The organism is Pseudomonas sp. B21-053, from assembly GCF_026016365.1.
In the GTDB taxonomy this organism is placed as follows: Bacteria; Pseudomonadota; Gammaproteobacteria; order Pseudomonadales; family Pseudomonadaceae; genus Aquipseudomonas; species Aquipseudomonas nunensis.
Window position 1 is genome coordinate 2,761,705 of sequence record NZ_CP087205.1, and the last position, 13,412, is coordinate 2,775,116.

Sequence of the window (13,412 nt, forward strand, 5' to 3'; positions counted from 1 at the left end):
CTCTTACTCCACGAACAAGGTGGCGGGTTGTTCGAGCAGGCCACGGATGGCCTGGATGAATTGCGCCGCGTCCATGCCATCGACCACCCGGTGATCGAAGGAGCTGGAGAGGTTCATCATCTTGCGAATCACGATCTGGCCTTTGACCACCATCGGGCGTTCGACGATTTTGTTTACGCCGACGATCGCCACTTCCGGCAGGTTCAACACCGGCGTGCTGACAATGCCGCCCAACGCGCCGAGGCTGGTCAGGGTGATGGTCGAGCCGGACAGCTCTTCGCGGCTGGCCTTGCCGTTACGCGCGGCGGTGGCCAAGCGGGAGATTTCCTGAGCGCTGTCCCACAGGCTGCGGGCTTCGGCGTGACGCACCACCGGCACCATCAACCCAATATCGCTTTGAGTGGCGACGCCAACATGCACCGCGCCGAGGCGGGTGATGACTTGGGCTTCGTCGTCGTAACGGGCGTTGATCTGTGGGAAGTCACGCAGGGCAACCACCAGGGCGCGAACGAGGAACGGCAGCAAAGTCAGCTTGCCGCGGGTCGCGCCATGTTTTTCGTTCAAGTGGGCGCGCAGTTCTTCCACAGCGGTGACGTCGATTTCCTCGACATAACTGAAGTGGGCGGCACGCTGGGTGGCGTCCTGCATGCGCTGGGCGATCTTGCGGCGCATGCCGATCACCGGGATTTGCTGTTCATCGGTGCGCTGGGCGTAAGCCGCCACCGGTGTCGAAGCGTTCGACTGACCTTGAGCCAGATACGCGTCGAGGTCTTCATGCAGCACGCGACCAGCAGGGCCAGAGCCACGCACCAGGCGCAACTGGATGCCGAGGTCCAGCGCATGTTTGCGCACGGCCGGCGAGGCCAGCGGACGTTCGTCGGCTTCACGGGCAACCATCGGACCCTGACAAACCGCAGGACGCGGCGCTGCTACGGGTTTGCTTTCAGCAACGGCTTCAACTTTGGCAGGCGCTACAGCCGGTGCTTCTTTAACAGCAGCGACAGGCTGCGCGGACTCTTTAACGTTGCCCGCGCCTTCGACTTCAATGCTGATCAGAATGCTGCCAACCGCCATGACTTCGCCCGGCTGGCCGCCCAACGCAATCACCTTGCCGTGCACCGGGGAAGGGATGTCGACCATCGCCTTGTCGGTCATCACATCGGCCAGCACCTGATCTTCGACGACCATGTCGCCAACCTTGACGTGCCATACCGACAATTCAACTTCTGCAATGCCTTCACCAATGTCCGGCATTTTAATAACGTGCGTGCCCATTCAGACCTCCATAACCCGTTTCAACGCCGCGCCTACTCGGGACGGCCCTGGGAAATACGCCCACTCTTGCGCGTGCGGGTAGGGGGTGTCCCAACCGGTGACGCGTTCGATCGGCGCTTCCAGGTAGTGGAAGCAATGCTCTTGCACCAGCGCGACCAGTTCGGCGCCGAAACCGCAGGTGCGGGTGGCTTCGTGAACGATCACGCAGCGGCCGGTTTTTTTCACGGATTTGACGATGGTTTCAAGGTCCAGCGGCCACAGGCTGCGCAGGTCGATGACTTCAGCGTCGACACCGCTTTCTTCAGCAGCGACTTGCGACACATAAACCGTTGTGCCGTAGGTCAGGATGGTCACTTCCTTGCCCGGACGGGCGATGGCGGCGACGTCCAGCGGCACGGTGTAGTAGCCGTCCGGCACTTGTGCGGCCGGGTGTTTCGACCACGGGGTTACCGGGCGGTCGTGGTGGCCGTCGAACGGGCCGTTGTACAGGCGTTTTGGCTCGAGGAAGATCACCGGGTCATCGTTTTCGATGGAGGCGATCAGCAAGCCTTTGGCATCGTAGGGGTTGGACGGCATGACCGTGCGCAGGCCGCAGACCTGAGTGAACATCGCCTCGATGCTCTGGCTGTGGGTCTGGCCGCCGTAGATGCCGCCGCCGCAAGGCATGCGCAACGTCATCGGTGCGGTGAATTCACCGGCCGAGCGATAACGCAGGCGCGCGGCTTCGGAAATGATCTGGTCCGACGCCGGGTACACGTAGTCGGCGAACTGAATCTCGGCCACCGGGCGCAGACCGTAGGCGCCCATGCCGACTGCAACGCCGACGATCCCGCTTTCGGAGATCGGCGCATCGAAGACGCGGGAGGTGCCGTACTTGCTCTGCAAGCCTTCGGTGCAACGGAACACGCCGCCGAAGTAACCCACGTCCTGACCGAATACGACGACGTTGTCGTCGCGCTCAAGCATCACGTCCATGGCCGAGCGCAGGGCCTGGATCATGGTCATGGTGGTCGTGGTCATGGCGGTTTCCAATTCAATGCTGGTGTTGTGGTCGTTCATGTCAGATCCCCAACTCTTGACGCTGGCGCTTCAAGTGCTCCGGCATCTCTTTGTAGACGTCTTCGAACATGGTCGCGGCGCTTGGCGTCTGGCCACCGGCGAGGGTGCCGTACTGCTCGGCTTCTTTCTGCGCGGCGATCACTTCGGCTTCCAGTTCGGCGCTGACGGCGGTGTGTTCCTCTTCGGACCACTGGCCAATCTTGATCAAGTGCTGCTTGAGGCGCGCAATCGGATCGCCCAACGGGAAGTGGCTCCAGTCGTCGGCGGGACGGTATTTCGAAGGATCATCAGAGGTGGAGTGCGGGCCGGCGCGGTAGGTGACCCACTCGATCATGGTCGGACCGAGGTTGCGGCGCGCGCGTTCGGCGGCCCAGGCAGAGGCGGCGTAGACCGCGACGAAATCGTTGCCATCGACCCTCAGGGAGGCAATCCCGCAGCCAACGCCACGGCCGGCAAACGTGGTGGCTTCACCACCGGCAATCGCCTGGAACGTGGAAATCGCCCACTGGTTGTTGACCACGTTGAGGATCACCGGCGCCCGGTAAACGTGGGCGAAGGTGAGGGCGGTGTGGAAGTCGGATTCAGCGGTAGCGCCGTCGCCGATCCAGGCCGAGGCGATTTTGGTGTCGCCCTTGATCGCCGACGCCATGCCCCAGCCCACACCTTGTACGAATTGGGTGGCGAGGTTACCGGAAATGGTGAAGAAGCCGTGATCGCGTACCGAGTACATGATAGGCAACTGACGGCCCTTGAGCGGATCGCGCTCGTTGGACAGCAGTTGGCAGATCAGGTCCACCAGCGGTACTTCGCGGGCCATCAGGATGCTTTGCTGACGGTAGGTGGGGAAGCACATGTCGTCGATGTTCAAGGCCAGGGCCTGGGCGCTGCCGATGGCTTCTTCGCCAAGGCTCTGCATGTAGAACGACATTTTTTTCTGACGCTGGGCGACCACCATGCGGTTGTCGAAAATCCGCGTCTTGAGCATGGCGCGCATGCCTTTACGCAGGATCTCCGACGGCACGCCTTCGGCCCATGGGCCAAGCGCGTTGCCCTGGTCATCGAGCACGCGAATCAGGCCCTTGGCCAGATCAGCGGTGTCGGCCGGTTCAACGTCGATTGGGGGTTTGCGCACCAGGCCTGCGTCGGTCAGATGCAGGTAGGAAAAGTCTGTTTTGCAGCCGGGACGGCCCGAAGGTTCGGGAACGTGCAGGCGCAACGGTTCGTACGCTTGGTTCATGGCTTCTACGCTCGATCTTGTGAATTTCTTGTAGTGAGCTGACGGTCATTCCATGGGTGCTGGAAATCTTGTCCTACAAACATCATAGGCCCGGCGCAGGAGAATATTTATCTGTGTTTCGTTGCGTTGGCGATCATTTGAGGATAAAAAAACTGCATAAACAAAAATAACAGGTGGTTTTGTCTCATGCGCAAACTGGACCGTACCGATATCGGCATTCTCAACAGCCTTCAGGAGAATGCCCGTATCACCAACGCCGACCTCGCCCGTTCGGTGAACCTGTCGCCGACCCCGTGTTTCAACCGGGTCAAGGCGATGGAGGAATTGGGGCTGATTCGCGAGCAAGTGACGCTATTGGACGCCGACCTGCTGGGGCTGCACGTGAATGTGTTCATCCACGTCAGCCTGGAGAAGCAGGTGGAAGAGGCGCTGGCGCATTTCGAAGAGGCGATTTCGGATCGGCCTGAAGTGATGGAGTGCTACTTGATGGCGGGGGACCCGGATTATCTGATCCGGGTGCTGGTGCCGACGATTCAGTCGCTGGAGCGTTTCATGATGGACTTCCTCACCAAAGTCCCCGGCGTCGCCAACATTCGATCGAGTTTTGCGCTGAAGCAAGTGCGCTACAAAACTGCACTGCCGTTGCCGGCGAATGGGTTAACCCTCGGCACCTAAACGCATTCCCCTGTGGGAGCGGGCTTGCTCGCGAAGGGGCCGTGTCAGTCGATTTGAAGTTGCCTGACACACCGCTTTCGCGAGCAAGCCCGCTCCCACAAGGTCTCCCACCCCCAGCGTTTACAGTTTGTTCAGGGGGATCTTCAGGTAGGTCACGCCGTTGTCCTCCGCCGGCGGCATATTCCCCGCCCGCACATTCACCTGAATCGCCGGCAACAACAGGTTCGGCATGCCTAACCCGGCATCACGCTGGGTGCGCATCTGCACAAACGCCGCCTCATCAACACCGTCATGCACATGAATATTGCTTTTACGCTGCTCACCCACCGTGGTCTGGCACTGCGGCTCACGCCCCTCTGGCGGATAGTCGTGGCAAACGTAAAGCCGCACGCCAGCGGGGAAAGCTAATAGCTTGTGGATCGAGGCGAACATCTGATGGGCATCGCCACCGGGGAAATCGCAACGCGCCGTGCCGACATCCGGCATGAACAGCGTGTCGCCCACCAGAATCACATCGCCGTCGATCAAGTACGCCATGTCCGCCGGGGTATGGCCAGGCACGTGCAGGGCGGTGGCCTTGAGGTTGCCGATCATGAACGATTCGTTCGGCGCGAACAGGTGATCGAACTGCGAGCCGTCCACACAGAATTCCGGCTCCAGATTGAACAGGGTCTTGAACACGCCCTGAACCTTGCTGATCGACTGACCAATCGCAATCTTCCCGCCCAGCTCCCGGCGCAGATACGGCGCGGCGGACAGGTGATCGGCGTGGGCGTGGGTTTCCAGCAGCCATTGCACTTGCAACTGATGCTCGCGCACGAAAGCGATCACGCGGTCGGCCTGGACAGTGGTGGTGCGCCCGGCGGCCGGATCGTAATCGAGCACCGGGTCGACGATCGCGCAGTACCCGCCGTCCTGCTCGTAGACGACGTAGCTGTAGGTCGACGAGGCGGGGTCGAGGAAGGCTTCAATCAGCGCGGGCATGGGACACGGACCTGTGAAAAGGGTAGGAAGACAGTAACTGGTTGCAACACTTTATGTTTACACATAATGTCTGCAGCTTAAGTGACGTCGAAGGCATCCTGCAAATGCAATCCAGTCTGACCGAATGTGAAGTCGCCCAATTACGCGCTTCAGCCTCCAAAGCTTGCGCGCTGCTCAAGGCTTTGGCCAACGAAGATCGCTTGCTGATCCTCTGCCAATTGACCCAGGGCGAGCGCAATGTCGGCGAACTGGAAACCATGACCGGCGTGCGCCAGCCCACACTGTCCCAACAGCTGGGCATTTTGCGTGATGAAGGTCTGGTCGCGACTCGTCGCGAAGGCAAATACATTTTCTATGGTCTGGCCAGCCACGAAGTGATTCAAGTGATGAAAACCTTGTCCGGTCTGTATTGCGGAGCGGTACTGAAAAGCTTTGCATGACGATGCCCGTTGTAGCAGCTGCCGAAGGCTGCGTTCGGCCGATGTAGCAGCTGCCGAGGCACGAGGCTGCGTTCGGTTGCGAAGCAGTCGTAAAATCAGGCTGCGCGGTGTTTCAGGTAAACCGCGTGCTCAGGTTTGACGACTGCTTCGCAACCGAACGCAGCCTCGTACCTCGGCAGCTGCTACACAGAGCGTGCCTGACCTGACTCAATGCGTGCAGCAGTAAAAAAGGAAACAACCTATGAACGATCAACACTGGGGCCCAACCATCAGTGCAGACATCGTGGTGATAGGCGGCGGCACGGCAGGGATTGGTTTTGTCGCCAGCCTGCTCAAGCGCGATCCGTCGTTGAACATCACCGTTATCGAACCCAACGCCCAGCACTTCTATCAGCCGGCCTGGACCCTGGTCGGCGGTGGCGCCTATGCGGTGGAAGACACCGTGCGTTCGATGGCCAGCGTGATGCCGCGTCAAGCCAAATGGCTGCAGGCGTCGGTGACTGACATCGCCGCCGACAGCAAACACCTGACCCTCGACGACGGTCGCACCGTTGGCTATCAAAACCTCATCGTCTGCCCCGGCCTGCGCCTGGCCTGGGAGAAGATCGAAGGCTTGCAGGAAACCCTCGGCCAGCACGGAGTGACCTCCAACTACAGCTATCAACACGCGGCCTACACCTGGGAACTGGTCAAGGGTTTGCGCGGCGGCAAGGCGATCTTCACCCAGCCACCGATCCCGATCAAATGCGCTGGCGCGCCGCAAAAGGCGCTGTACCTGTCCTGCGATCACTGGTTGAAAAGCGGTGTGCTGAACAACATCGACGTTGAGTTCAACCTGGCCGGCGCTGCACTGTTCGGCGTGCCGACCTTCGTGCCGCCGCTGATGAAATACATCGAAAAATACAACGCCCGGCTGGCCTTCACTTCCAACCTGATCAAGGTCGATGGCCCGGCGAAAACCGCGTGGTTCGAGGTCAAGGATGCTGCCGGCGCGGTGACGGTTGAAGAGAAAACCTTCGACCTGCTGCACGTCGTGCCACCTCAGGTTTCTCCCGATTTCATCCGCCAAAGCCCCTTGGCCGACGCCGCCGGCTGGTGCGAAGTCAACATGCACACGCTGCAACACGTGCGTTATCCCGAGGTGTTCGGCCTGGGCGATATCTGTTCCACCAGCAACGCAAAAACCGCTGCCGCCGTGCGCAAGCAAATCGTGGTGGTCGCGGAAAACCTGTTGGCCCTGCGCAAGCAACAACCGCTGCCACTCAAATACGACGGCTACGGTTCCTGCCCGCTGACGGTGGAGAAGGGCAAGGTGATCCTCGCCGAGTTCGGTTATGCCGGTAAGTTGCTGCCGACCTTTCCCCTCGACCCGACCGTGCCCCGTCGTTCTGCGTGGTGGCTCAAGGCGAGCTTGCTGCCGTGGTTCTACTGGAACGGCATGCTCAAGGGCCGCGAGTGGCTGACCGCTGTGTCCAAGGTCGACTGAGAGAACCCTATGTTGCTGGCAAGTTTTTTTGGTGTGCTCATGGGCCTGGTCCTCGGTTTGACCGGGGCCGGAGGCGGGATTCTGGCGGTGCCGGCATTGGTGCTCGGGCTCGGCTGGAGCATGACCCAAGCGGCGCCGGTCGCGTTGTTTGCGGTGGGTAGCGCGGCAGCCGTTGGCGCCATCGACGGCTTACGGCATGGCCTGGTGCGCTATCGCGCGGCGTTGCTGATTGCCTTGCTTGGCGCGATTTTTTCGCCGTTGGGCATCTACTTCGCCCATCAGTTGCCGGAAAAAATCCTGATGATTCTGTTCAGCCTGCTGATGGTCATGGTGGCCTGGCGCATGTTGCGCCGGGAGCGTCAGGACGAAGGCCCGAGCGACCACGGCCACGCCAACTGGGGCCAGAAGAATTGCATGCTCGATCAACAGACCGGGCGCTTTTCCTGGACCGCCAAATGCACCGCAACCCTGGCGGCCCTCGGCGCGGTGACCGGCGTGGTCTCGGGGTTGCTCGGCGTCGGCGGCGGTTTCCTGATCGTCCCGGCGTTCAAGCAACTGACCGATGTGCAGATGCGCGGGATCGTCGCCACGTCGTTGATGGTCATCAGTTTGATCTCGGCCATTGGCGTGATCGGTGCGTTCCATGCAGGCGTCAGAATTGATGGTTTGGGCGTGGCGTTTATCGTCGCCAGCATCGTCGGCATGATCATTGGCCGCCAGTTGTGCGCCCGGGTTCCGGCCCGCGCCCTGCAAGTCGGCTTCGCCAGCGTCTGCATCGTGGTCGCCGCTTACATGCTGTTTAGAGCGGGCGTCTAGGCAGGACCGGTTCCTCCGCACGTCAGTAGCGCTCGCAGGCGTACACCCAAAGTTCCGGGCCTTGCCACGGCCCGGTCTTACACCGAATTTGCCGCGCATCCCCGGCCCCTCCAAAGCACTTCAAAACCGCCGCCAAGGCAGCGTATGACGCCGCCGGTCAGCTTTCGATAATCGCCTCCGACAACTTGTCCCCTGTTGCGGAGCGCGTCATGCACAACAATAAAAACTTCTCGCATCGAATCCTGCCTGCCGTTATCGCCGGCCTGTCGTCCCTTGGCCTGAGCTCATTTGCCGAAGCCGAGATCATGCTGTACGACAAGGACCAGACCACGTTTTCCACCGACGGCTACATCAACGCCTTCTATGTGAACAGCAAGGTCGACCGCGCCGGCGATCAGTTCGACCGTCGCCAGGCGCGGGTCAAGATGGGTTTTCTGCCCAACTACCTGGGCTTCAACATGGGCAAGCAGATCGATGACCTCAAGCTCGGCGCCCGTGCTTCGTTCTGGGTGACCATCAACGACAGCGAAACTAACGGCACCGACACCGCCATCGATGTGCGGCAGTTCTACGGCACCGTGGCCAATCCGGAGTGGGGCGAAGTGCTGATCGGCAAGGACTTCGGCCTGTTTGCCCGTTCCAATATCCTGCTCGATGAACTGCTCGCCGGTTACGGCCAGGTCAGCGACAGCTTGGGGTTAGTGGACGGTGGCGGGGTGTCGTTCGGCAACATCGGCAGCGGTTATCCGTATCCGTTTCCGACCTCGCAAATCACCTACCGAACCCCGGTGATGGACGGCTTGCGCGTAGCGGTGGGGATCATGGACCCGGTGGACACCAACGACAGCAGCCCGTTGGGCAAGGCTTATCAGGAAAACCCGCGCACCGAGAGCGAGATCACCTACCAGTTCGACGTCGCCGGGGCGAAGATCTACAGCTGGGTCAACGGCAGCTACCAGACTTCGGACAACACCGATTCCACCGTCCAGTCCGTCACCTCCAAAGGCCTTGGCTACGGCGTGCAGGCGAAAATGGGCGGGTTGTCGTTGACCGGTTCCGGCTTCCAGGCCAAGGGCATCAACCCGTTCTTCACCAACAACGCCGGTGAAGCCACGCTGCGCAATGTCGACAGCACCGGTTACCTGATGCAGGGCTCCTACAAACTCGGCAAGAACCGCGTGGCGCTGTCCTACGGCAAGACCGATGACGATGGCAACGGCGTGGTGGGCAGCGGCGCGGACTACAAGACGCGCGGGATTGCGCTGTTCCATGACGTGAATGACAACCTGAAACTGGTGGCGGAGTACAACCAGTTCAGCATCGACGGGCACGACACCAGTGCGCAGAACGAAGACACCGATACGTTTGCGGTGGGGGCGGTGTTGACCTGGTAACGATGCAACTTGCATCACACAAAATCCCCCTGTGGGAGCGGGCTTGCTCGCGAAGGCGTCGTGTCAGTCAGCATTTATGTCAACTGACCCACCGCATTCGCGAGCAAGCCCGCTCCCACAGGGATATGTGGTGTTTGGGGGAACCTACGCAAACGCTCTCATCCCATCGAAGCCCAAGACCGCTACCCAAGTAGCATACGTCCCGGCCCGCAGGCTTCGTACACTCGGACCTCATACATGCGCACCTGCGGGAGGCGACGATGCAGCAGGTCCAGAGTGAAGGCGTGGTCAGCGCGATGTCCCAGGCCACCGACGCGCAGCAGGCGGCGCAGGAGTTGGCGCGACAGCTGTTGCATCCGCACCTGGGGTTTGTGCTGTTTTTCTGTTCGGCCGAGTACGACTTGCAGGCGCTGGGCCAGGCCTTGCAGCAGAGCTTCGGCGGGATTCGCCTGGTGGGTTGCACCAGCGCCGGGGAAATCACCCCGCAAGGTTACGGTCGCAATTGCGTGACGGCGGTGGGCTTCGATCATCGGCACTTTTCCATCGCCATCGAACTGATCGACGAAATGGAACGCTTCAGCCTGATCGACGCCCAGCAGATGGTCGAACGACTGGTCAGCGGCTGCCGCAGCAACACCCTGGCGCCGATCAAGGGCAACAGTTTTGCCCTGACCCTGCTCGATGGCCTGTCCAGCCGTGAAGAAATGGTCCTCGCTGCATTAAGCGCGGCGTTGGGCGACATCCCGCATTTCGGTGGTTCCGCTGGTGACGATAACTACCTGACCCACACCCACGTGTATTTCGGCGGCGAGTTCCACAGCGGCGCTGCGGTGGTGGTGCTGGTCAATACCTGGCTGGATTTCGAAGTGTTCACCACCCACCACATCCTGCCCCGCGCAGAGAAACTGGTGGTCACCGGCGCCGACAGCGCCTCGCGGCGGGTCTTCGAACTCAACGCCGAACCCGCCGCCGAGGAGTACGCCCGGCACATCGGCGTGCCGGTGGCCGAGCTCGATCACCGGATCTTCGCCGCGCACCCGCTGGCCGTGCGGATCAACGACCAGTACTACGTGCGCGCCATCCAGCAGGTGCACCCGGACCTGAGCTTGAGTTTCTACTGCGCCGTGGAAAACGGCATCGTCCTCACCGCCATGACCCCCGGCCCGATGCTGCCGAACCTGCAAGCGTTGTTCGAAGGCCTGGAACAACGCCTCGGCGACTTGTTGCTGACCATCGGCTGCGACTGTTTTCTGCGACGTCTGGAACTGGAAGATCGCGGCAGTCTGGAGCCGATCGGGGCGTTTTTGCGTGAGCATCGGGTGATGGGTTTCAACACCTACGGAGAACAGTTCAATGGCATGCACATCAACCAGACCTTCACCGGGGTTGCCATTGCCCGAGGCCGTTCCCCTGGACACCGTTGAGCTCCAGGCGCAAATCGCCAGCCTGCAGCGCGACAATCACAAACTGCAGCGCATCAATGGCGCGCTGATCGAACGCATCGAATCCGGCATCACCCGGGGCAACGACCCGTATGCGGCGTTCCAGCATTCGGTGGTGCTGGCCGAGCAGGTCCGCGAACGCACCGACGCGCTGAACCAGGCCATGGCCGAACTCAAGGCTGGCAATCACTTGCTCAGTGACGCACGCCTGCGGGCGGAAACCGCCCATCAACATTTGATCGATGCCATCGAGAGCATTTCCGATGCCTTCGTGCTGTTCGATGAGGACCAGCGCATCGTGCTGTTCAACAGCCGCTTCAAGGCGTTCTGGGGCAACAGCCGGGTGCGGATCATCGCCGGCATGCACCTGGCCGAGGTCAAGCGCCTGATGACGGCCACCGGGTTATTCACCGAAGAACCGCGTGGGCATGCCGATCAGAATCTGTTGTATCGCCTGCAAAACGGTCGCTGGCTGCAAGTCAGCGAACGGCCGACCCAGGAAGGCGGGCGGGTGATCCTGTTCACCGACATTACCGACGTCAAACTCAGCGAAACCGTGCGCCGCGAGCAAGCGGTGGCGCAGAAATCCCACCTGTTGCAACGGGCGGTGGACAACCTGTCCCAGGGCGTGGCGATGGTCAACGCCGACGGCATTCTGGAACTGTGGAACCGACGCTTCCTTGAACTCAGCGGCCTCGCGCCAGTGGCGGCCCATCGGCCGTTCGCCGAGGTGATCGCCGACAGCGAACTGAACCTGCTGACCCCGGCCAGTCGCGACAGCAACGGGCGGCCGGTGCAGGAGTGCGAACAGCGCCTCTACGATGGCCGGGTCCTGGAAATCCGCACCCATCCGCTGCCCACCGGCGGTTTCGTCAACACCTTCACCGACATCACCGAACGCTACCAGCACGCCGAAGCGCTCAGCGAAAGCGAACGCTGGATTCGCTTGATCACCGACCATGTGCCGGCGCTGATCGCCTACCTGAACGCCGATCTGGTCTACGAGTTCACCAACAAAGTCTACGAAGAATGGTACTGCTGGCCCCGGGGCGTGATGCTCGGGCAGAGCCTGCGCGAAGTGCACAGCGAGCAGCATTACCAGCGCCTGGAAGCCTACGTCGCCCGGGCGTTGGCCGGGGAGAGCGTGACCTTCGAGTTCGCCGAAACCAACATCAACAATCAGGAGCGCTACATGCTGCGCTCCTATGTACCCAATCGCCTGGCCACCGGTGAAGTGGTGGGGATTTTCGTGTTGATCCGCGACATCACTGAACGCCGCCGCACCGCCGAAGCGCTGCACCAGGCCTATCAAAACCTTGAGTTGCGGGTGCGCGAACGCACCACCGAACTGACCACCCTCAACGATCAACTGCTGCGCGAGATCGACGAGCGTCGCCGTGCGGAATCACGCCTGCGCGAGGCCAAACTCGAAGCCGAGCAGGCCAACCTGTCGAAGACCAAGTTTCTTGCGGCCGTCAGCCACGACCTGCTGCAACCGCTCAACGCCGCGCGGCTGTTTACCAGCGCTTTGCTCGAACGCCGGGAGCCGGTGGCCAATGCGATTCTGGTGCGTAACGTCAGCAATTCCCTGGAAGACGTGGAAAACCTGTTGGGCACGTTGGTCGATATTTCCAAACTCGATGCTGGGGTGATCAAGGCCGATATCGCGCCGTTCGCCCTCAGCGAATTGCTGGAAAACCTCGCCGCCGAATACACCCAAGTGGCGCGCAGCGAAGGGCTGGAATTGCATTTCATCCCGTGTTCGGCGCTGGTGCGCAGCGACATTCAATTGCTGGCGCGGATCCTGCGCAATCTGCTGAGCAATGCGATTCGCTACACCTACAGCGGGCGCGTGGTGCTCGGGTGCCGGCGCCATCATCAGCGCTTGTCGATCGAAGTCTGGGACAGCGGCATGGGCATTGCCGAAGATCGTCTGGAGGAAATTTTCCAGGAGTTCAAGCGTGGCGATGTGCAGCGTCCGGATCAGGATCGCGGCTTGGGTTTGGGCCTGGCGATTGTCGAGAAAATCGCCGGGATCCTCGGGCACCGGATTCACGTGCGCTCGTGGCCGGGCAAGGGCTCAATGTTTTCTGTCGAAGTGCCGCTCAGCGCCACCGCGCCCAAGGCGTTGCCGAGTTTGCTGATGAGCGAGCCGATGCTCGAACGGTTGCGCGGTGCACGGGTGTGGGTGCTGGACAACGACGCGGCGATTTGCGCGGGGATGCGCACGTTGCTGGAAGGTTGGGGCTGTTTGGTGGTGACGGCGTTGTCGGAGCAGGATTTGGCGCGGCAAGTGGACAACTATCACGAAGAGGCCGATTTGCTGATCGCCGACTATCACCTGGACGACGACCAGAACGGCGTCGACGCCGTGGCCCGGATCAATGCGCGGCGTGGGTCAGCCATTCCGGCGATGATGATCACCGCCAATTACAGCAATGAACTCAAGCTGCAGATTCGCGAGTTGGGGCACACCTTGATGCATAAACCGGTGCGGCCGATGAAGCTCAAGACTGCGATGAGTCATTTGCTCGGTAGGCCTTGAGACTTGCGGTGTTTGTGAGGGCCCCTTCGCGAGCAAGCCCGCTCCCACATTGGATCTGC

11 protein-coding genes are annotated in these 13,412 nt (G+C 61.1%); 7 read left to right on the plus strand and 4 right to left on the minus strand.

Going from position 1 to position 13,412, the window contains the following annotated elements; all coding sequences use genetic code 11:
• Positions 1 to 3: 3 nt before the first annotated feature.
• The 3 genes from LOY68_RS12805 to LOY68_RS12815 are packed head-to-tail and all read right to left on the minus strand — an operon-like array spanning position 4 to position 3,571.
• Positions 4 to 1,275 (minus strand): dihydrolipoamide acetyltransferase family protein, encoded by a 1,272-nt coding sequence (locus tag LOY68_RS12805; RefSeq protein WP_265044943.1) that lies wholly within the window; start codon positions 1,273 to 1,275, stop codon positions 4 to 6.
• On the minus strand, positions 1,276 to 2,334 hold the full coding sequence (locus LOY68_RS12810; protein ID WP_054054417.1) for an alpha-ketoacid dehydrogenase subunit beta: 1,059 nt from the start codon (positions 2,332 to 2,334) through the stop codon (positions 1,276 to 1,278).
• A 1-nt stretch (position 2,335) separates the two neighbouring features.
• Complete coding sequence (locus LOY68_RS12815) at positions 2,336 to 3,571, minus strand: 3-methyl-2-oxobutanoate dehydrogenase (2-methylpropanoyl-transferring) subunit alpha (RefSeq protein WP_054054416.1); 1,236 nt, start codon at positions 3,569 to 3,571, stop codon at positions 2,336 to 2,338.
• A gap of 186 nt (positions 3,572 to 3,757) precedes the next feature.
• Between LOY68_RS12815 and bkdR the strand changes: the two genes are divergently transcribed.
• Positions 3,758 to 4,246 carry a Bkd operon transcriptional regulator BkdR gene (gene bkdR / locus LOY68_RS12820; RefSeq protein WP_054054414.1) on the plus strand — a complete coding sequence of 163 codons (489 nt, stop codon included), beginning with the start codon at positions 3,758 to 3,760 and terminating at the stop codon, positions 4,244 to 4,246.
• Between the two features lie 120 nt (positions 4,247 to 4,366).
• Here the strand turns inward: bkdR and LOY68_RS12825 are convergent, their stop codons facing one another.
• Positions 4,367 to 5,230, minus strand: a complete 864-nt coding sequence (locus LOY68_RS12825) for an MBL fold metallo-hydrolase (RefSeq protein WP_265044946.1) — start codon at positions 5,228 to 5,230, stop codon at positions 4,367 to 4,369.
• Between the two features lie 104 nt (positions 5,231 to 5,334).
• Here LOY68_RS12825 and LOY68_RS12830 point away from each other — a divergent pair, with 104 nt between their 5' ends.
• The 6 genes from LOY68_RS12830 (at position 5,335) to nahK (ending at position 13,353) form a co-directional block, all read left to right on the plus strand.
• Complete coding sequence (locus LOY68_RS12830) at positions 5,335 to 5,670, plus strand: ArsR/SmtB family transcription factor (protein ID WP_054054409.1); 336 nt, start codon at positions 5,335 to 5,337, stop codon at positions 5,668 to 5,670.
• A 241-nt stretch (positions 5,671 to 5,911) separates the two neighbouring features.
• Positions 5,912 to 7,156: an FAD/NAD(P)-binding oxidoreductase gene (locus LOY68_RS12835; protein ID WP_265044948.1), complete on the plus strand. Its 1,245-nt coding sequence runs from the start codon at positions 5,912 to 5,914 to the stop codon at positions 7,154 to 7,156.
• A gap of 9 nt (positions 7,157 to 7,165) precedes the next feature.
• Positions 7,166 to 7,972 (plus strand): sulfite exporter TauE/SafE family protein, encoded by an 807-nt coding sequence (locus LOY68_RS12840; RefSeq protein WP_054054405.1) that lies wholly within the window; start codon positions 7,166 to 7,168, stop codon positions 7,970 to 7,972.
• Between the two features lie 209 nt (positions 7,973 to 8,181).
• Positions 8,182 to 9,366, plus strand: a complete 1,185-nt coding sequence (locus LOY68_RS12845; protein ID WP_265044951.1) for a porin — start codon at positions 8,182 to 8,184, stop codon at positions 9,364 to 9,366.
• 260 nt (positions 9,367 to 9,626) lie between these two features.
• A complete protein-coding gene (nosP, locus tag LOY68_RS12850; RefSeq protein WP_054615168.1) occupies positions 9,627 to 10,790 on the plus strand; it encodes a nitric oxide-sensing protein NosP in 1,164 nt (387 codons plus the stop codon).
• A complete protein-coding gene (gene nahK / locus LOY68_RS12855; protein ID WP_413787177.1) occupies positions 10,720 to 13,353 on the plus strand; it encodes a hybrid sensor histidine kinase/response regulator NahK/ErcS' in 2,634 nt (877 codons plus the stop codon). The genes nosP and nahK overlap by 71 nt, the downstream gene beginning before the upstream one ends.
• Positions 13,354 to 13,412 lie beyond the last annotated feature (59 nt).